Below are 18,474 nucleotides of genomic sequence, written 5' to 3' on the forward strand. Positions count from 1 at the left end.
GAAAAGGTTATTGGATAAGTCCTTGCGCTTTTTCCGGCACCTTACTATAATTACTGAAGGGAGGTGAGGTTCCAATGGCAGATACATTTGATCGCGTAAAACAGATCATCGTCGATCGTCTCGACGTTGATGAGTCCAAAGTGGTTATGGAAGCTTCCTTCAAAGAAGATCTAGAAGCAGACTCTCTTGACGTAGTTGAGCTAGTAATGGAGCTTGAGGACGAGTTTGATTTGGAAATTTCTGATGAAGAAGCTGAAAAAATCAATACAGTAGGCGACGCTGTGAATTACATAAGCAGCCAGTCGTAAGGAGAATCGCTGTCCGTTTTATACGGGCAGCCTTTCCTGTATTTCAGAAATTCTCAGTAAAGGACAAGGTGATTTATGGATGATTTTTCGAGTTTCCAGAACAAAATTAACATAAAGTTCCGTGATATTTCGTTACTGGAACAAGCTTTCACGCATTCATCTTATGTGAATGAGCATCGGAAAACCGACCGCGAAGACAACGAGCGTCTCGAATTTCTAGGTGACGCGGTCTTGGAACTGGGAGTATCCCAATACCTGTATCGGGAATTTCCTGATATGGCAGAGGGGGAGCTGACGAAATTCAGGGCTTCCATCGTTTGTGAAGTCTCTTTGGTAGAGTTTGCCAATGAGTTGAATTTCCAGGAGCTTATTCTTCTCGGTAAAGGAGAGGAAATGACGGGTGGACGCAACAGGCCTGCACTTTTGGCTGACGTGTTTGAAGCGTTCATCGGAGCCCTCTATTTGGATCAAGGCTATGACAAGGTCATACAGTTCCTTCAAACTTACGTTTATCCGAAAGTGAAAAAAGGTGCTTTTTCTCATGCGATGGATTTTAAAAGTCAGCTGCAGGAATTCATACAACGAGATAAGAATAGTAAAATTGAATACGAAATCGTCGAAGAAAGAGGACCTGCCCACAGCCGCGAATTTATTGCTCACGTCCGTATCCAGGATGATATCGGTGGAATCGGAGTCGGACGGACGAAAAAAGAAGCAGAACAGAAAGCTGCCCAGCAGGCGCTGGAGAATCACGGAGCGATTTCATAAAAAAAGACCGTCCACGGCAACTCATTTCATGCCTGGCGCGGTCTTTTTTTAGCTCTAATTGGATACGGCCCTGTTACTTGCGGTATTGTCCGAGTTCCGTAACGAAGGCTTGTATCTCGGAGACGCTTAAACTGCCTTTCATCTCAATAATGTCATGAAGGGATTTGATTTCTTCATAATTATTCAAATCGTAGTCTTCCGGATCCATAAGGGAACGGTTGACGACTTGCAGTTTATCTGCCATGTCATGGATGATCACGGCCAGATTCTCTTGGCTGGCTTCTTGTAAACTCAAGGTGTTTCCTCCTCCAGTGCGCTTAATAGTACTAGTACATATAATAAATCAGTTTCATCGTTTTTTAAACCCTCATCGGATAAAGAGGCGGAACCTTCCTACCGTAGGGTGTGCGAATATGATAAAATATACAAGTTGAGTGACAGATAGATTTGTGAAAATACAGGAGGATGAGTATGTTCCTCAAACAATTGGATACTATTGGATTTAAATCATTTGCCGAACGGGTAACCGTCGACTTTGTAACAGGTGTGACTTCCGTCGTCGGTCCTAACGGCAGCGGAAAGAGTAATATAACCGATGCTATACGCTGGGTGCTTGGTGAGCAGTCCGCTCGTTCCCTGCGCGGTGCGAAGATGGAAGATATCATCTTTGCAGGCAGTGAGACAAGAGCGCCATTAAATATGGCGGAAGTAACTTTAACATTAGATAACACCGATCAGGCACTTCCTCTTGACTATCAGGAAGTCAGTGTCACAAGACGAGTGTATCGTTCTGGTGAAAGCGAGTTTTATATTAATAACCAAACATGCCGTTTAAAGGATATTGTCGATCTATTTATGGATTCCGGCCTTGGACGGGAAGCTTTCTCTATCATCAGTCAAGGGAAAGTGGAAGAGATATTAAGTTCGAAGGCAGAAGAACGCAGATCGATTTTTGAAGAAGCAGCCGGTGTGCTTAAATACAAACAGCGCAAGAAAAAAGCGGAATATAAACTATCCGAGACACAAGAGAACTTGAACCGTGTCGAGGATATTCTTTATGAAATTGATGGTCAGCTGGAGCCTTTGAAGGAACAGGCGGCTATTGCTAAAGATTACTTGGAGAAGAAAGATGAATTGAAACATATAGAAATCTCCCTTCTCATCACACAAATTGAGAAGCTGCACGGAGAATGGCAGGCACTTTTGAAAGACCTCGAGAAAATCAAAGCGGAAGAGGCTTCCTTACAATTAAAGATTGATAACAAAGAACAAACAGTCTTGAAGCAGCGGTCGGACATGCAGGCGTTGGATGAGTCGATTGAAGATCTTCAGGAAACATTGCTGGTTCTCACGAAAGACCTTGAAAATTTTGAAGGTAAGAAACAACTTATGAAGGAACGCCATAAACATTTCGAAGAGAATAAATCAAAGCTTGAAGAAGCATACGAAGACCTTTCTGAAAAACTGGAGAGGTTGAAGGTGACCGCGGAAGAAGAGACGAAGCGCCTTGAGGAAACCAAACAGATCCGTAAGGAAACGAGGCGGGAACTCAACCAAACGAACCAGGCCCTGAATAAAGATGTCAACCGGATCGAAGAACAGATCGAAGATTTGAAGAGTGAGTACATTGAACTGTTGAATAAACAAGCGGCCAAACGGAACGAGAAGCAGCTTTTGGAGAAACAGTTAAATCAGATTCATTCCAAAAAAGGATTGCAGAACGATAAGTTTAAAGATTTAAGGGATGAACGAGCCAAACTGGAAGAACAGCTTCGGTTGACCACTTCTGAACAAGAAGAAGTTAAGAGTGAGAGGCAAAAGCTGGAATCCACGATTCAATCATTAACGGCTCAGGTGGAGCAGAGCAGAACGGCTTACCAAGAGTCGCAGGAGAAATTGTATAAAGGCTATCAATATCTGGAGAAGATGCGTTCCAAGAAAGAGATGCTTGAGGATATGAAAGAAGACTTCACCGGTTATTTCCAAGGCGTCAGGGAAGTGCTGAAGGCTCGTCAGAAAGGGCAGCTCCCTGGTGTGGAAGGAGCGGTTCTTGAACTCATTGACATCCCCTCTGATTTAATAACGGCTGTTGAAACGGCTCTCGGAGCTCAGGCGCAGCACATCGTGGTCAAGGATGAGCGGACAGGGAGACAGGCGATTCACTGGCTGAAGAGCAACAACAAAGGGAGGGCGACGTTCCTCCCTTTGGATGCCATTCAGGCACGCTCTGTCTATGGCGAAGAAAAGCTTGGCGGTCAGCCCGGGTTTGTGGGTATTGCGGGAGAGTTAGTAAAGTATGAGGAACCTTATGGAAAAGCGATTCAGCACCTGCTCGGTCATATCGTGATTGCGGAGGATTTGAAGAGTGCCAACCAGCTTGCAAACTATTTGAACCGGAAATACCGAATAGTGACAGTAGACGGGGATGTTGTGAATCCGGGCGGTTCGATGTCCGGTGGTGCAAAGAAACAGTCCAACCAGTCCCTGTTTACAAGGGAGAAAGAACTGCAGGATCTCACAGCCAAGATCGGTGAGTATGACCAGAAGGCGAAAGACATGGAGCGGAAGGTTATGCAGCTGAAAGAGCAGCTCACCCTTCAAGAGAAGGAAGCAGCCGGACATAATCAGGAACTCTCCGAATGGAAGAGGGAAGAATATGAGAAGGCATCGACTTTGAGAGAGCTGGAACTTAAATGGAACCATCTGAATGACCAACTGCAGCTTTTCGATCAGGATCAGGCCCAGTATGATCAGGACAGGGAAGATGCCCATGATCAATTAAATAACCTGGAGAAAGTCCTTGCATCGTTAGCGGAAGAACTTACACTGATTCAGAAGAAAATCGATGAACTGACGGACACGAAAGAACGCCAGAAGTTGGACGAAGCAAAGCTGACCAACCGAAAACAGGAGCTTGAGATCAAGCTTGCCGAACAGGAATCAGCCTATTCCAATCAGCAGGAGAAAACCGGCCGTTACTTGGAGGAGAAAGCACTCATTGAACAAGAGCTCCGTGGAAACCGTTCCTCTTATCAACAGTTGATGGAAGTTGCAGAGTCCAACCAAACGGAAGAAGAACTGCTCGAACTGATTGAGGAGACGAAGCAGAGGAAGGAAACGACTTCTGTCCTGATCCAGGAACGCCGGAAAGAACGGAATGAATACGGCGTCTCCATTCAGAGGGCGGAGCAGTTGTTGAAGGAATTAAAACGGAACCACCAGAACTTTATCCAGGACATTCAGCAGAAAGAAGTCAAAGCTAACCGCCAGGATGTAGAGCTCGAGAACATGCTTTCCTACTTGCAGGAAGAATATGTCATGACCTTTGAGAAGGCGAAACGGGAGTATGCCCCTGTAGAGGATATGGCTGCAGCAGAGACGAAAGTGAAACTGATCAAGCGCGCCATTGAAGAATTGGGAACTGTAAACATCGGTGCTATTGATGAGTATGACCGTATCCTTGAACGATATGAGTTCTTAAAGACCCAACAGGACGACCTGTTGGAAGCGAAACAGACGCTTCATACGGTTATAGAAGAAATGGACGGAGAGATGAAGCGGAAATTTGAAGACACGTTTACGAAGATCCGTAACGAATTCGGAGAAGTGTTCCGCAGTCTCTTCGGAGGCGGAAAAGCCGACCTTAAACTTACCGATCCTGATAATATGCTTGAAACAGGTGTCGATATCGTCGCCCAGCCACCAGGTAAGAAACTGCAGAATATGAGTCTTCTGTCGGGAGGGGAACGGGCGCTGACTGCTATCGCGCTGTTGTTCTCCATCCTGCGTGTCAGACCTGTCCCGTTCTGTGTCCTGGACGAGGTGGAAGCGGCTCTTGATGAGGCAAATGTCGACCGGTTTGCAAAGTTCCTGAAGGAGTTTAGTGCGAAAACCCAGTTCATCGTCATTACTCACAGGAAAGGGACGATGGAAGAATCAGATGTACTCTATGGTGTGACGATGCAGGAGTCGGGAGTATCCAAACTCGTCTCTGTCAGGTTGGAAGAAGCACCGGAATTATTGGAAGCGTAGGAAGGATGAGTCGATGAGTTTTTTCAAAAAGTTGAAAGAGAAGTTTGTGAAGAATGAAGAAACAGAGAAAAAGGAACAACTCCCTTTAGAGCAAGAGGAAGAAACAGAGCAGGAATCCCTTGATGGAGAGACCGAAGTCAAGTCGGAAGAGGTACCTGCCCCGGAAAAGGACACGTCTGAAGAAACCGCCGGTCAAGCATCACCTGAGCAGTATCCTTCTTCTACAGAACAGGAAGAAGTTGAGGAAGCCGATGAAGAAGAAATCCAGTCGGAAACGGAAACAGACGTGGAGGAAGAGAAAGACACCATCGCCTCGAAGTTCAAACGAGGCCTTCAAAAGACAAGGAACTCCTTTTCCAGTAAAATAAACGACCTCGTCGCCAGGTACCGCACGGTGGATGAAGATTTCTTCGAAGAGCTGGAAGAAGTACTCATTTCCGCAGACGTCGGTGTGACAACCGTCATGGAAATGATTGAAGAGCTTGAAATGGAAGTAAAAAGAAAGAACATTAAAGATCCACAGCAGGTGAAGGAGGTCATTTCCGAGAAACTGGTGGAAATCTATTACGGAGATGATGATGCAGGTGAAGTGGAAGGCCTGAAAGAAAACCCTGATGGTTTGACCATTTATCTCTTCGTAGGTGTAAACGGCGTCGGAAAGACGACGACAATCGGCAAACTTGCACACCGCCTGAAGTCAGAAGGGAAGAACGTAACGCTTGCAGCAGGAGATACATTCCGTGCCGGTGCGATTGAGCAGTTGGAGGAGTGGGGTAAGCGTGTCGGTGTGAACGTGACGAAGCACAGCGAAGGAAGCGATCCCGCAGCCGTCATCTTTGACGGGATCCAGTCAGCCAAATCAAGAAATGCCGATGTGCTCATCTGTGATACGGCCGGCCGACTGCAGAACAAAGTCAATTTGATGAATGAGCTTTCCAAAGTGAAGCGCGTCATCGAAAGAGAAGCTCCGGGGGCTCCTCATGAAGTACTGCTCGTCCTTGATGCAACAACGGGTCAGAATGCAATGAGTCAGGCGAAGACATTCGCAGAAGCGACCGATGTTTCCGGTATCGTGCTTTCCAAGCTTGACGGGACGGCTAAAGGTGGAATTGTCCTTGCCATCCGTAAGGAGCTGGACATTCCGGTTAAACTGGTCGGCCTCGGTGAGAAAGTGACCGACCTTGAGAACTTCGACGCCCATGCATTCGTCTACGGTTTGTTTGCTGACATGATCGATGAGTATGAAGAGGACGAAGAAAAAACGTCTTAAGCCTTGACATCTGGGGACAGGCTCCGTTAATATTTATGTGTAAAGGTATTTCACTTAACAAGGAGTGCTTCCAACGTGCTGGAAAAAACGACACGTATCAACTATCTTTTTGATTTCTACCAATCGTTGTTGACTCCTAAACAAAGAAATTATATGGAGTTATATTATCTCGAAGATTACTCGCTTGGTGAAATATCCGAAACCTTTGATGTCTCGCGTCAAGCGGTTTATGATAACATTCGCCGAACAGAGACGATGCTGGAAGAATATGAAAAGAAACTTCTGCTATATGAAAAATTCCAGAAACGCCAGCAGGTGATCAAAGAAATGGAAGCAGAAATAGAACAAGAGAAGCTTCCAGAACGATTCCATGACTGGCTGGAACAACTACAAGAATTAGAATAGGGGGGGCTTTCAATGGCTTTTGAAGGTTTATCCGACCGTTTGCAGGAAACGATTAAGAAAATCAAAGGCAAAGGGAAGGTGACCGAACAAGATGTAAAAGAAATGACGCGTGAAGTTCGCCTCGCCCTCCTCGAGGCCGATGTAAACTTCAAAGTCGTCAAAGACTTCGTCAAGCGCATTAAAGAGCGCGCGATCGGCCAGGAAGTAATGGAAAGCCTTACTCCGGGGCAGCAGGTTATCAAAGTCGTCAAAGAGGAACTCACCGAGCTTATGGGTGGGAACGAAAGCAAAATCGCCGTCGCCAAACGACCACCGACTGTCATTATGATGGTCGGACTTCAAGGTGCCGGTAAGACGACGACCACCGGAAAGCTTGCCAACCTCCTAAGGAAAAGCTACAACCGCAGCCCGCTGCTTGTCGCAGCAGATATTTACCGCCCGGCCGCCATCCAGCAGCTGGAGACGCTTGGCAAGCAGCTGAGTATGCCTGTTCATGCGGAAGGAACGGAAGCGAATCCTGTGGATATTGCGAAGAATGCTATCGCCAAGGCGAAGGAAGAGCACTATGATTATGTGCTGATCGATACCGCCGGCCGACTGCATATTGATGGAGATCTGATGGGAGAACTGCAGGAAATCAAAGAAGCGGTCAACCCGGATGAAATCTTCCTCGTCGTCGACGCGATGACAGGGCAGGATGCCGTCAACGTAGCGGAAAGCTTCGATGAGCAGCTAGATGTAAGCGGCGTACTCCTGACAAAACTGGATGGGGATACCCGCGGTGGTGCGGCTCTTTCCATTAAAGCAGTAACAGGGAAGCCGATTAAGTTCGCCGGTATGGGAGAGAAGCTCGATCAGCTTGAGACGTTCCACCCGGAACGTATGGCATCCCGTATTCTCGGGATGGGGGATATGCTTACACTCATCGAGAAGGCACAGACCCAGGTTGATGAAAAGCAGGCGCGTGAGCTTGAAACGAAGATGCGTACAGCCTCTTTCACTTTCGAGGATTTCCTTGAGCAGATGCAGCAGGTGAAGAATATGGGGCCGTTGGATGAGATCCTTAACATGATCCCCGGCGCCAATAAGATGAAAGGCTTGCAGAACGTCTCGTTTGATGACAAACAGATTGTTCATGTGGAAGCGATTATCCAGTCGATGACCAAGCATGAGCGTCAGGATCCGTCCGTCATGAACGCAAGCCGCAAGAAACGGATCGCCAAAGGGTCCGGAACGTCCGTTTCCGAGGTCAACAGACTTTTGAAACAGTTTGAAGAAATGAAGAAAATGATGAAGCAGATGAGCAATACCAAAGGGAAAAAAGGTAAAGGATTTAAATTTCCGTTTATGTAATGGAAAAAACCTTTACACACCATTGAACTTCTGCTAAAATCTAAATCTGTGTGAAACATTAAAGAAATTTTGGAGGTTGTTAAATATGGCAGTAAAAATTCGCCTGAAACGTATGGGTTCTAAACGTAACCCATTTTACCGTGTAGTAGTAGCAGATTCCCGTTCTCCTCGTGATGGTCGCATCATCGAGCAAATCGGAACATATAACCCAGTCGCTAACCCTGTAGAGGTTAAGATCGACGCTGACAAAGCGATCGACTGGATGTCCAACGGCGCGAAGCCAAGCGACACGGTTCGTAACCTATTCTCAAACGAAGGCATCATGAAGCAGTTCCACGAAAAGAAAAACCAATAACGAAGTAGTGGTGATCCCATGAAAGCCTTAATCGAAACGATCGTCACTCCGCTTGTCGATCATCCCGAAGACATCAAGGTGGACGTAAAAGAAGAAGATCATAAACTGATTTATCATCTTTCCGTCCATCCCGATGATGTTGGAAAAGTGATCGGAAAGAACGGGCGGATTGCGAAAGCGATTCGAACTGTCGTGTATGCGGCAGGCTCAGATTCCGATAAGCGAATCTATTTGGATATCATGTAAGAAGGGAGAGGGAGAACCTTTCCCTTTTTTACTAGTTTCATGTATGAAACGCATGAGGAAGCGGTGGTGAGGGAACGAAGATGCAGATCATCAGAAGAGTCCCGGTAAAAGAAGTACTGACCAATAATAGCCGTGCAGAGATGAAGCGGAACTTCGACCAGAAATGGAAACAGCTTGATCAGGAATGTGAGCAATTGATGTTCGAACAAAAGAAGTTGGAACGTAAACCCGGCCTCTCGAAGCAGGAAGTCGAGAAGAGATTCTCTAAAGAAATCAGCCGGAGAAAAGATCAGCTTCGCTGGTTGGAATATCAATCGACACAGCTGGACATCCTGCCTGATGGAAGTGAGCTCAAGACGGACGAAGTAGACGTATTAGTCACCGTCCACGAAGGCGATTGTTGGAAGGACATAACACAGGAACAGGAAATCGTCATTAAAGATGGAAAAGTCATACGAGCGAGGTAGTCATATACATGGATAAACAATTGTACAACGTCGGAAAAATTATTAATACACACGGCATCAAGGGGGAAGTAAAGGTCCATCGCGTTACGGATTTTGACGAACGCTTCCAGCCGGGACAGCAGCTTTACTTGGTTCAAGAAAACAAGGAGCCGAAACCCCTCGTCATAACGACGCACCGTATCCATAAGGGGTTCGATCTGATTCGATTCGAGGAACATGGTTCCATTAACGATGTAGAACAATATAAGAATGGGAAGCTGATGGTTTCCGAGGAAGCTCAGGCTCCGCTTGGCGAGCACGAATTTTACTTCCATGAAATCATAGGCTGTGCGGTGTACTTGGAGACAGGGGAAGAGCTTGGTTTGATCAAGGAGATTCTGACACCTGGTGCGAACGACGTCTGGGTTGTCAAGCAAAAACAGGGCGCAGATGTCCTTATTCCTTATATAGAGTCTGTTGTAAAGCAAGTGGATGTAGATAACAAGACGGTGGTCATCGATCCAATAGAGGGGCTGCTTGACTGATGCATATCGATATTTTGACGCTTTTTCCTGAAATGTTCAACGGGGTGCTGCAGACTTCTATTATGAAGCGGGCTCAAGAGCAGGGAGCCTTCACTTATAATTATGTGAATTTCCGGGATTATACAGAGAACAAGCATAACAAAGTGGATGACTATCCCTACGGTGGTGGTGCAGGACTCGTATTATCACCCCAGCCGATCTTTGACAGCATTCAGGCCATCAAAGACAAATCGGAAAAACCACCACGGGTCGTCCTTTTATGCCCGCAGGGAGAACCGCATTCCCAGAAGAAAGCGGAGGAATTGGCGCGGGAAGACCACTTAGTGTTCATATGCGGTCACTATGAGGGGTATGATGAGCGGATAAGGGAAGAACTTGTAACGGATGAAATATCACTCGGAGACTATGTGTTGACGGGTGGGGAACTCGGGGCAATGGTCGTTATTGATTCCGTGGTGCGGCTTGTACCAGGTGTCCTTGGTAATGACCAATCAGCTCCGATGGATTCCTTTTCCAACGGGCTGCTTGAACATCCACACTATACAAGACCAGCCGACTTCCGCGGACGTAAAGTTCCGGATGTCCTTCTGTCAGGCAATCATGCCAAGATTGAAGAATGGCGCCACTATCAATCCTTGAAACGGACATTCGAGCGTCGTCCGGATTTGTTAAAAGACAGGGAACTCTCTGATAAGGAGAAATCTTGGATCAGGGAATGGGAAAATAGCTGAGAGCTGTTGAACTTTGCCCGGTCCTGTGGTATATTAATCTTTGTGCTTAAACGAACGGTTTAAGTGGAAAACGATGTTCCGCTGTTTCATAGAAAACACGAGCATTAGTTAAAAAGGAGTGAAGATCATGCAACAATTGATTCATGACATTACAAAAGAACAGCTTCGTACAGACCACCCAGACTTCCGTCCTGGTGACACTGTAAAAGTACACGTGAAGGTAGTCGAGGGTACTCGCGAGCGTATCCAGGTATTCGAAGGTGTTGTAATTAAGCGCCAGAACGGGGGAATCAGCGAAACATTCACTGTTCGTAAAATTACTTACGGTGTAGGCGTTGAGCGTACATTCCCTGTTCACTCTCCACGTATCGCTAAAATCGAGCGTACTCGTCGTGGTAGAGTACGTCGTGCGAAACTTTACTACTTGCGCAACCTGCGTGGTAAAGCGGCACGTATTAAAGAAATTATCTAATTTCAAGAGAAAGGAGCTTGCATCTGTCAAGCTCCTTTTTTCTAGTCAAGAAAGATTTGGGAGACAGCTTTTTAACTGTTTCGAATGCCCAGGAAGCGGGGACTAGTATGAAACAACAATGGTTAGATTGGATAAAGGCTTTCGTCATTGCAGCTGTACTTGCTGTCGTGGTACGTGTATTTCTGTTTGCGCCGGTTGTTGTTGAAGGGCCGTCTATGCTGGATACACTACATAGCGGGGATCACTTGATCGTTAGTAAATTGAACTATACATTAGGCTCTGCGGATCGTTTTGATGTCGTAGTGTTTCATGCGACTGAGCGGAAAGATTACATTAAACGTGTCATCGGTCTGCCCGGGGATCACATTCAGTATGAAAATGATCAGCTGTTCGTAAACGGAGAACCGGTGGACGAGCCTTTCCTTGATGAAAGAAAAAGCGAACTTCCCGAGGGTGTGCGTTTCACCGAAGACTTCTCCATGGAAGAGCTGCCCGGATCGTATGAAGTTGTTCCGGAAGGGCATCTGTTCGTGCTTGGGGACAATCGCAACAATTCCACAGACAGTCGGATGCTCGGCATGATCTCCGATGATCAAATTGTCGGACAGGCTGTTTTGTCCTACTGGCCGCTTAATCGGGTCAGTCTTGTTAATTAGGAGGTTTACGATGACTATTCAATGGTATCCCGGCCACATGGCCAAAGCAAAGCGGGAAGCGGCAGAGAAGTTGAAGCTCGTCGATTTCGTTATCGAACTTGTCGATGCAAGAGCACCTTTCTCTTCCCAGAACCCGATGCTGCATGAAATATTACAAGAAAAACCTAAGATGATCGTCCTTATGAAGAAGGACTTAGCCGATCCGCAGAAAACAGCAGAGTGGATCGAATATTTTGAAGCGTCATCCATCCCGGCAGTCGCAATTGAAGCAAATAAAAAACAAGATGTACAACGAGTAGTCCAGAAGGCGAAAGAGCTGGGCAGGGAGAAGCTGGAGAAATTGAAAGCAAAGGGCGTTCGACCGCGTGCTTCCAGAGCAATGATTCTTGGCATCCCGAACGTTGGGAAATCCACTCTCATCAACCGTCTTGCCAATAAAAAGATGGCCAAGACCGGCGATAAGCCGGGGGTAACGACTAAGCAGCAGTGGATCAAAGTGAAGAAGGAATTTGAGCTTCTTGATACTCCAGGGATTCTCTGGCCGAAGTTCGAAGAAGAAGAAGTAGGTTATCGTCTTGCGGCCATCGGAACGATCAAGGATCAGATCCTTCCGAAAGAAGATGTGGCAGCTTATGTTCTTGATTACATGAGAGACCATTATCCTGCTTTGCTTGAGGAGAGGTTCGGATTCGACCGTTATGATGATATCATGGAAGCTTTCGAACAGATTGGTCGGAAAAGAGGGTGTCTCGAGAGCGGGGGCGTCGTCAATTTTGAGAAGGTGTCGGATGTTATCCTTCAGGATCTAAGATCAGGTAAATTCGGCTTGATCAGTTTAGAAAGTCCGGAATAAGGAAGAAAGCGCACAGGAATAGCTGCCTTGCGCTTTTTTCTTATGTAGAGAAGCTAATGATTGCAGAGATGTTTCCGATAAAAGAAGAAAGGTAGTGGACGTACTGTCATGTCAAAACGGACGATTGCAGAGATATCTAAAAGGATAAAAGAAGGAACGATGACTTCAGCAGATTGGGAGGCGTTCCAAAGAGATGAACGAAAAGGTGTCCAGAAGCTCTTGGAACGTTATTTGAAAGAGAAAGAAAAAAAAGCAGAGCAGAAAGCTCAGTTCGAGGAGAAACGTCAATTTGAAATTGCATGGATTTCTCAAGGAAAGCAGGCGATTGCAGGAATTGATGAAGCAGGAAGAGGCCCGCTTGCTGGACCGGTCGTTGCTGGTGCCGTCATTCTTCCGGAAGGTTTCTATCTGGAGGGTCTGGATGACTCTAAGAAGCTTTCATTAAAGAAGAGAGAAGCGTTCTTTTGCCGAATTACGGAGGAGGCCGACTGGGGCGTAGGTGTCGTATCAAGTGAAGAGATCGATCGCTTGAATATCTATCAGGCTACCAAATTGGCGATGAAGAGGGCAGTAGAGCAGCTATCTGTATCACCTGACCACCTGCTTATTGACGCCATGGAGATCGATTATCCAGCCTGCAGCCAGACAAGCCTCGTTAAAGGTGACCAACGTAGTGTATCCATTGCCGCTGCGAGCGTCATCGCCAAAGTAACTCGAGATCGCTATATGGCAGAACTGGAAGAGGCGTACCCTGGTTATCATTTCCGGTCTAATCAGGGGTACGGGACGAGTGAGCATTTAGAGGCGTTGAGAACGCTGGGAGCGACACCTGCCCATAGAAAGAGCTTCGCTCCTGTGAAATCTGTCTTGTAAGAAAGGGCGTATAATCATGTTGAATGGTATTTGGTCCAAACTCGGTCCGATTATCCAAAACGCTGCTATAAAGGAGACCCCTGGTAAGAATCAGGTAGTGCGAGGATATGTGTCAGAGCGCCCACAGGGTACTAAAACGGTCGTCGAAGTCGGCGGCCGCTCTTTTTCTATTCATACCCAGTCTAACGTTAAAGAAGGCAGAACCTACTTCTTTAAAGTACTGGAAACGGAACCTGTGATGAAGTGGAAAGCTTTGCGCGAAGGGCGGCATGCAGCCATGCCTGCCCGGACCGGAGGAAGACAGCCCCTCTCCACAGATAAAGCAATGCTGGATAAATTCTCCGTCTTCCCCCAACCACATACCGCTCCATTCCTTCCTCTTTTACAGAGTGATCGAAACAGTGCCGAATTCATACAGGTCATGGCCAGGAGCGGGCTTACGGTACCTCCTGCGCTGATTAACAGCTTGGTGAGGAAAGCCTCCCATTCTGTCACTGCAACATTTGCCAAGCTGGAACAAGCACTCTCTCAAGCTCCGATATCACGACGTATCAATAAGCTGCAAGGCGTCCTGACACACTTCACTGCAGAGAATTCCTCGGAATCGGCAGCCGGATCTGCTGCAGCGAAACTGTTACGGGAAGTCGCAGAAGGAGACCGAAGCTCGTATCAGCTCTTCCGTCAAATTGGTTTAATTTCCACCCAGTCCTTTTCATCCTATCGTTCTGCCTGGCTTCAATGGGCAGAAAACGGGGAAGAATCACCTCCCTTTCCACAAAGCCTGGAAAAGATGGCGGAAAAACTAAAAGGGGTGTGGGATGTTGTCCAGTCTCGAGAGTTGGTTGATCCCCCTACTATTATGAAGACATCTCTTTCACATAAAGCACCTCTTCTTGCTTTTGCCACCACGTTGGAAAAAGGGATGATAGAGGATACTGCTTCTCCTCCTGGTTTTTCTTCTCCGGCCGTAGACAAAGTGTGGCCTGATTTACTTAGTCGTCTTCATCATATAAGAAACGATCCGGCCATGATTGACCTGCTGGTGGACTGGGTCAGCCGATTAAGCATATTCCTTAAGCTTTCGGAAAAGGAACATGCATACATTCGTTTGAAAGCGGCTGTTGCCAGTTACGGATTCGATTCTGAAAAGCGGATGGTTTCAGGAGAACCACAAAGAGACAGCCTGAAATCTCTGTTGCTGCATCCGGAATCAAAAGCCCTGCTGACCCCGCAAGTACTCAAGGAGACTCTGAACACGTTAAATAAAATGCAGTCGATCTCACGCAGGGAGACGGATCAAGGAGTACAGCTGTTTCTTCAGCTCCCTGGAGCCGTCTTTCATGCTTCCGGTGACATTTACATAACCATGGACGGGAAGAAGAAGCGGAACAGCTCAGCTTTGGACCCGTCATTCTGTCACATCCTATTTTATCTAAATCTTGAAAGCCTGGACGAGACGGTCCTTGACCTTCGAATCAATAATAAAAACGTATCCGTACTCGTTGAGCCGGGGGCAAAAGGAGCGGGTGCCCTTGTCGAATCCTATAAAAAAGAGCTGGAGCAAGGTTTGTCGGAGCAGGGATACCGGCTGGTAAAGTTTCATGTGTATGATTCCAAAGAGACCTGTGCTCCGAAGAAAACTGCAACGGATAAGAAAGGAGTAGATGTGTGGATATGAACAAGAAACAGAAAAGGGCGGTCGCCCTCCGGTATCAATCGGGTCATCATGCGGCACCGGTAGTAAAAGCGAAGGGGACGGGCAGCACGGCCGATCGTATTCTACAAAAAGGGGAGCAGCACGATGTTCCGGTCCATGAAGACCCGACTCTCGTGGAGTTATTGTCTGAACTGGATTTGAATGAACACATTCCGGAAGATTTGTATCATGTCGTTGCTGAAGTTTTCGCTTTCGTCTATAAAGCTGACAAAGAATGGGGAAATTCTTAATGCATAGATTATGTTTACATAATAAAATATCTGTCAATCTTGCGAATTTTTCGACAGAAATCTAGCTTAGTATGGACAATTGATAGCGTTTTTTTATACAATGGACATGCAGTGAAAAATGATGGGAGGATGAAACATGAATATTCACGAGTATCAAGGAAAACAAATCTTGCGTGATTTCGGCGTTTCTGTGCCGAACGGCCACGTAGCATATACCGCAGATGAAGCTGTTGAAGCAGCGGAGAAATTAGGTAGCAGCGTGACTGTAGTAAAAGCACAAATCCACGCAGGTGGACGTGGGAAAGCCGGAGGAGTCAAGATTGCCAAGAATCTTGATGAAGTGCGTACATACGCGGAAGAGATACTGGGAAGCACCCTGGTAACCCATCAAACTGGTCCAGAAGGTAAAGAAGTAAAGCGCTTACTAATTGAAGAAGGCTGCGATATTCAAAGTGAATATTACATCGGGCTTGTCCTTGACCGTGCAACAAGCAAAGTAACAATGATGGCCTCAGAAGAGGGCGGAACAGAAATCGAAGAAGTAGCAGAAGCTACACCGGAGAAAATTTTCAAAGAAGTAGTTGACCCGGTGACAGGCTTGACGCCGTTCCAGGCGCGCCGGTTGGCGTTCCAAATCAATATTCCGAAGGAGGCGGTCGGAAAAGCTGTCAAGTTCATGCTCGGACTTTATGACGTCTTCGTACAAAAGGATTGTTCTGTAGCTGAAATCAATCCCTTAGTCACAACCGGAGACGGAGACGTCATCGCTCTGGATTCCAAACTGAATTTTGATGACAATGCTTTGTTCCGTCAGAAGGATATTGCTGAACTTCGCGATTTGGATGAAGAGGATCCGAAAGAAGTAGAAGCGTCCAAGTATGACCTTAGCTATATTGCATTAGACGGCAATATCGGTTGTATGGTAAACGGTGCGGGCCTGGCAATGGCGACTATGGATACAATTAAACACTACAGTGGTGATCCTGCTAACTTCCTTGACGTAGGAGGCGGTGCGACTGCGGAGAAGGTAACCGAAGCGTTTAAGATCATCCTGTCCGATGAAAACGTAAAAGGAATCTTTGTGAACATTTTCGGAGGAATTATGAAGTGTGACGTCATTGCCCAGGGCGTCGTAGAGGCGACTAAACAAATCGGGCTTACGCTTCCACTTGTCGTACGTTTAGAAGGAACGAACGTGGATGCAGGGAAGAAAATTCTTGAAGAATCCGGACTAAATATCACTTCTGCAGATTCCATGGCAGAAGGTGCACAAAAAATCGTAGAACTGGTCAAGTAAGAAAGGTGGGGAAAACGGATGAGTGTCTATATTGATAAGAATACAAAGGTAATAGTCCAAGGTATCACAGGTTCGACTGCACTATTCCATACGAAACAAATGGTGGATTACGGTACACAAATCGTCGGAGGAGTGACACCTGGTAAAGGTGGAACCGAAGTCGAAGGTATTCCGGTATTCAATACTGTGTCAGAAGCTGTAGAAAAAACAGGAGCCAACGCATCCGTCATCTATGTACCTGCACCATTCGCAGCTGACGCGATTATGGAAGCGACAGATGCAGAGGTTGATCTCGCTATCTGCATTACAGAACATATCCCGGTTTTGGATATGGTTAAAGTAAAACGATACATGGAAGGAAAGAAAACGCGCCTTGTCGGTCCTAACTGCCCTGGTGTTATTACTCCGGATGAGTGTAAAATCGGTATTATGCCGGGCTACATCCACAAAAAAGGACATGTCGGAGTTGTATCCCGTTCCGGAACACTCACATATGAAGCGGTTCATCAGCTGTCAGAGTCCGGTATCGGCCAGTCGACTGCTGTCGGAATCGGCGGTGACCCTGTCAATGGCACAGACTTCATCGACGTTTTGAAAGCTTTCAACGAAGACCCAGATACAGAAGCCGTAATTATGATCGGGGAAATCGGCGGAACGGCAGAAGAAGAGGCAGCCGAATGGGTAAAAGCCAATATGAAGAAGCCGGTCGTTGGATTTATCGGAGGCCGTACAGCACCTCCCGGCAAGCGTATGGGGCATGCCGGTGCCATTATTTCAGGCGGTAAAGGTACAGCTGACGAAAAGATCCGCGTCATGAATGAATGCGGAATCGAAGTGGCGGAAACCCCTTCCGTTATGGGAGAAACGCTTATAAAAGTGTTGAAAGAGCAAAATCTCTTCGATAAATGCAAGACCCACTAAGTAACTAAGGCGGAGGCCGTGTCGATCTAAAGGCACGGTCTCTATCTAATGGAAAGAAGGTGCCTGATTGAATAACAGGAGAACACGTTTGATCGCCCTGCATCAAATCCCGGGAATGTCCCGTTCTTTGTTAAAAAGGATAGGGAGAGCAGATTCAGATCTGCTGTTACCGTACCGTGCCGATGCGGAGGAGCTTGTCCATATGCTTGGTATTTCCCCCGTCCGTGCTGCTGGTATCATTCATCATAGGAACGACCCTAATATAATGAAGAAACTCGACAAAATCTTACAACACGGCCGTGTTGTTACATGGTTCGACAGGCATTATCCACCCCTTCTCCGAACAATCCCAGATCCTCCTCTCATTTTATATCTCCAAGGAGACGCTTCTCTATTACACCCCTTTCGCCCGTTGAGCGTCATTGGAACAAGAAAGCCTTCCAAATATGCCTATCCTGCGATGACGTCCGTTCTAGTCCCGCTGATAGAAAAGGGCTTTACGATCATCAGCGGAATGGCCAAGGGAATCGATCAATATGCCCATCAGCTGGCAGTGGAAAATAAGGGAAGAACGATAGCTGTGCTCGGTTCCGGTTTTCATCATGTCTATCCCCGTAATAATGAGAGTCTTTATAGAACCCTCGCTGAAACTCAACTCGTTATCAGTGAATATCCGCCGGATCAGCCGCCTAAGAAGTATCACTTTCCAGAAAGAAATCGTATTATTTCCGGTCTATCTACAGCGACGTTTGTAGTGGAAGCCCGCCTTAGAAGCGGGACCCTTATAACGGTCGATCAGGCTCTCGAGCAGGGGAGGGACGTCTATGCTCTGCCAGGTCCGGCGGGAAGTCAAACGAGCGAAGGGTGCCATCGGATGATCAACGATGGTGCGAAACTTGTCCATACCTATGAGGATATATGGGAGGACTGGGAATAGAAATTGGGATCGTTTCCTTTTCGCTTCCATATCCGACCGATATTTCATTAAATTGTAAC

The 18,474-nt window shown here is 46.8% G+C and carries 21 protein-coding genes; 20 read left to right on the forward strand and 1 reads right to left on the reverse strand.

Features of this window, described 5'->3' with window-relative positions; all coding sequences use genetic code 11:
• Window positions 1–74: 74 nt before the first annotated feature.
• A complete protein-coding gene (gene acpP, locus AXG56_RS04235; RefSeq protein ID WP_008637184.1) occupies window positions 75–308 on the forward strand; it encodes an acyl carrier protein in 234 nt (77 codons plus the stop codon).
• Window positions 309–383: 75 nt separating this feature from the next.
• A complete protein-coding gene (gene rnc, locus AXG56_RS04240) occupies window positions 384–1,076 on the forward strand; it encodes a ribonuclease III (RefSeq protein ID WP_008637182.1) in 693 nt (230 codons plus the stop codon).
• A 73-nt stretch (window positions 1,077–1,149) separates the two neighbouring features.
• Here rnc and AXG56_RS04245 read toward each other — a convergent pair whose 3' ends face one another.
• Entirely contained in the window at window positions 1,150–1,371 is a 222-nt protein-coding gene (locus AXG56_RS04245; RefSeq protein WP_008637180.1) for a DUF1128 domain-containing protein, read from the reverse strand.
• 176 nt (window positions 1,372–1,547) lie between these two features.
• Between AXG56_RS04245 and smc the strand changes: the two genes are divergently transcribed.
• The 18 genes from smc to dprA all read left to right on the forward strand — a co-directional run bounded on the left by smc (window position 1,548) and on the right by dprA (window position 18,415).
• Window positions 1,548–5,108 carry a chromosome segregation protein SMC gene (smc, locus tag AXG56_RS04250; RefSeq protein ID WP_062513376.1) on the forward strand — a complete coding sequence of 1,187 codons (3,561 nt, stop codon included), beginning with the start codon at window positions 1,548–1,550 and terminating at the stop codon, window positions 5,106–5,108.
• A gap of 13 nt (window positions 5,109–5,121) precedes the next feature.
• Window positions 5,122–6,378 carry a signal recognition particle-docking protein FtsY gene (gene ftsY / locus AXG56_RS04255; protein ID WP_008637861.1) on the forward strand — a complete coding sequence of 419 codons (1,257 nt, stop codon included), beginning with the start codon at window positions 5,122–5,124 and terminating at the stop codon, window positions 6,376–6,378.
• Between the two features lie 75 nt (window positions 6,379–6,453).
• Window positions 6,454–6,783 carry a putative DNA-binding protein gene (locus AXG56_RS04260; RefSeq protein WP_008637865.1) on the forward strand — a complete coding sequence of 110 codons (330 nt, stop codon included), beginning with the start codon at window positions 6,454–6,456 and terminating at the stop codon, window positions 6,781–6,783.
• A gap of 12 nt (window positions 6,784–6,795) precedes the next feature.
• On the forward strand, window positions 6,796–8,136 hold the full coding sequence (gene ffh, locus AXG56_RS04265) for a signal recognition particle protein (protein ID WP_026577477.1): 1,341 nt from the start codon (window positions 6,796–6,798) through the stop codon (window positions 8,134–8,136).
• Between the two features lie 85 nt (window positions 8,137–8,221).
• Complete coding sequence (gene rpsP, locus AXG56_RS04270; RefSeq protein ID WP_008637867.1) at window positions 8,222–8,491, forward strand: 30S ribosomal protein S16; 270 nt, start codon at window positions 8,222–8,224, stop codon at window positions 8,489–8,491.
• An 18-nt stretch (window positions 8,492–8,509) separates the two neighbouring features.
• The gene (locus tag AXG56_RS04275; RefSeq protein WP_008637868.1) at window positions 8,510–8,737 is read left to right on the forward strand and encodes a KH domain-containing protein; all 228 of its coding nucleotides are present in this window, start codon (window positions 8,510–8,512) and stop codon (window positions 8,735–8,737) included.
• Between the two features lie 80 nt (window positions 8,738–8,817).
• The gene (locus tag AXG56_RS04280) at window positions 8,818–9,204 is read left to right on the forward strand and encodes a YlqD family protein (RefSeq protein WP_008637869.1); all 387 of its coding nucleotides are present in this window, start codon (window positions 8,818–8,820) and stop codon (window positions 9,202–9,204) included.
• Window positions 9,205–9,212: 8 nt separating this feature from the next.
• Window positions 9,213–9,728 carry a ribosome maturation factor RimM gene (gene rimM, locus AXG56_RS04285; RefSeq protein WP_008637870.1) on the forward strand — a complete coding sequence of 172 codons (516 nt, stop codon included), beginning with the start codon at window positions 9,213–9,215 and terminating at the stop codon, window positions 9,726–9,728.
• Entirely contained in the window at window positions 9,728–10,459 is a 732-nt protein-coding gene (trmD, locus tag AXG56_RS04290) for a tRNA (guanosine(37)-N1)-methyltransferase TrmD (RefSeq protein WP_026577476.1), read from the forward strand. Before rimM ends, trmD begins: the two co-directional genes overlap by 1 nt.
• Window positions 10,460–10,586: 127 nt before the next feature.
• Window positions 10,587–10,931, forward strand: coding sequence for a 50S ribosomal protein L19 (gene rplS / locus AXG56_RS04295; protein WP_008637874.1), 345 nt, complete (start codon window positions 10,587–10,589; stop codon window positions 10,929–10,931).
• Between the two features lie 107 nt (window positions 10,932–11,038).
• Window positions 11,039–11,587 carry a signal peptidase I gene (gene lepB / locus AXG56_RS04300; protein ID WP_026577475.1) on the forward strand — a complete coding sequence of 183 codons (549 nt, stop codon included), beginning with the start codon at window positions 11,039–11,041 and terminating at the stop codon, window positions 11,585–11,587.
• Between the two features lie 10 nt (window positions 11,588–11,597).
• A complete protein-coding gene (ylqF, locus tag AXG56_RS04305) occupies window positions 11,598–12,440 on the forward strand; it encodes a ribosome biogenesis GTPase YlqF (RefSeq protein ID WP_008637877.1) in 843 nt (280 codons plus the stop codon).
• 108 nt (window positions 12,441–12,548) lie between these two features.
• Window positions 12,549–13,313, forward strand: a complete 765-nt coding sequence (locus AXG56_RS04310) for a ribonuclease HII (RefSeq protein ID WP_062513378.1) — start codon at window positions 12,549–12,551, stop codon at window positions 13,311–13,313.
• A gap of 16 nt (window positions 13,314–13,329) precedes the next feature.
• Window positions 13,330–14,991 carry a hypothetical protein gene (locus AXG56_RS04315; protein WP_062513379.1) on the forward strand — a complete coding sequence of 554 codons (1,662 nt, stop codon included), beginning with the start codon at window positions 13,330–13,332 and terminating at the stop codon, window positions 14,989–14,991.
• Entirely contained in the window at window positions 14,988–15,260 is a 273-nt protein-coding gene (locus AXG56_RS04320) for an EscU/YscU/HrcU family type III secretion system export apparatus switch protein (protein WP_008637883.1), read from the forward strand. Before AXG56_RS04315 ends, AXG56_RS04320 begins: the two co-directional genes overlap by 4 nt.
• A 136-nt stretch (window positions 15,261–15,396) precedes the next feature.
• Window positions 15,397–16,557, forward strand: coding sequence for an ADP-forming succinate--CoA ligase subunit beta (sucC, locus tag AXG56_RS04325; protein WP_062513382.1), 1,161 nt, complete (start codon window positions 15,397–15,399; stop codon window positions 16,555–16,557).
• A gap of 18 nt (window positions 16,558–16,575) precedes the next feature.
• On the forward strand, window positions 16,576–17,478 hold the full coding sequence (gene sucD, locus AXG56_RS04330) for a succinate--CoA ligase subunit alpha (RefSeq protein ID WP_008637886.1): 903 nt from the start codon (window positions 16,576–16,578) through the stop codon (window positions 17,476–17,478).
• A 67-nt stretch (window positions 17,479–17,545) separates the two neighbouring features.
• On the forward strand, window positions 17,546–18,415 hold the full coding sequence (dprA, locus tag AXG56_RS04335; protein ID WP_235601463.1) for a DNA-processing protein DprA: 870 nt from the start codon (window positions 17,546–17,548) through the stop codon (window positions 18,413–18,415).
• Window positions 18,416–18,474 lie beyond the last annotated feature (59 nt).

The sequence above is a fragment of the Halobacillus sp. KGW1 genome (assembly GCF_001592845.1).
Lineage (GTDB): Bacteria > Bacillota > Bacilli > Bacillales > Halobacillaceae > Halobacillus.

Bases quoted from the DNA above. Each gene is read 5' to 3' on its own strand.
- acpP (WP_008637184.1), top strand. From the start codon at position 75: ATGGCAGATACATTTGATCGCGTAAAACAGATCATCGTCGATCGTCTC.
- rnc (WP_008637182.1), top strand. From the start codon at position 384: ATGGATGATTTTTCGAGTTTCCAGAACAAAATTAACATAAAGTTCCGT.
- smc (WP_062513376.1), top strand. From the start codon at position 1,548: ATGTTCCTCAAACAATTGGATACTATTGGATTTAAATCATTTGCCGAA.
- ftsY (WP_008637861.1), top strand. From the start codon at position 5,122: ATGAGTTTTTTCAAAAAGTTGAAAGAGAAGTTTGTGAAGAATGAAGAA.
- ffh (WP_026577477.1), top strand. From the start codon at position 6,796: ATGGCTTTTGAAGGTTTATCCGACCGTTTGCAGGAAACGATTAAGAAA.
- rpsP (WP_008637867.1), top strand. From the start codon at position 8,222: ATGGCAGTAAAAATTCGCCTGAAACGTATGGGTTCTAAACGTAACCCA.
- AXG56_RS04275 (WP_008637868.1), top strand. From the start codon at position 8,510: ATGAAAGCCTTAATCGAAACGATCGTCACTCCGCTTGTCGATCATCCC.
- AXG56_RS04280 (WP_008637869.1), top strand. From the start codon at position 8,818: ATGCAGATCATCAGAAGAGTCCCGGTAAAAGAAGTACTGACCAATAAT.
- rimM (WP_008637870.1), top strand. From the start codon at position 9,213: ATGGATAAACAATTGTACAACGTCGGAAAAATTATTAATACACACGGC.
- trmD (WP_026577476.1), top strand. From the start codon at position 9,728: ATGCATATCGATATTTTGACGCTTTTTCCTGAAATGTTCAACGGGGTG.
- rplS (WP_008637874.1), top strand. From the start codon at position 10,587: ATGCAACAATTGATTCATGACATTACAAAAGAACAGCTTCGTACAGAC.
- lepB (WP_026577475.1), top strand. From the start codon at position 11,039: ATGAAACAACAATGGTTAGATTGGATAAAGGCTTTCGTCATTGCAGCT.
- ylqF (WP_008637877.1), top strand. From the start codon at position 11,598: ATGACTATTCAATGGTATCCCGGCCACATGGCCAAAGCAAAGCGGGAA.
- AXG56_RS04310 (WP_062513378.1), top strand. From the start codon at position 12,549: ATGTCAAAACGGACGATTGCAGAGATATCTAAAAGGATAAAAGAAGGA.
- AXG56_RS04315 (WP_062513379.1), top strand. From the start codon at position 13,330: ATGTTGAATGGTATTTGGTCCAAACTCGGTCCGATTATCCAAAACGCT.
- AXG56_RS04320 (WP_008637883.1), top strand. From the start codon at position 14,988: ATGAACAAGAAACAGAAAAGGGCGGTCGCCCTCCGGTATCAATCGGGT.
- sucC (WP_062513382.1), top strand. From the start codon at position 15,397: ATGAATATTCACGAGTATCAAGGAAAACAAATCTTGCGTGATTTCGGC.
- sucD (WP_008637886.1), top strand. From the start codon at position 16,576: ATGAGTGTCTATATTGATAAGAATACAAAGGTAATAGTCCAAGGTATC.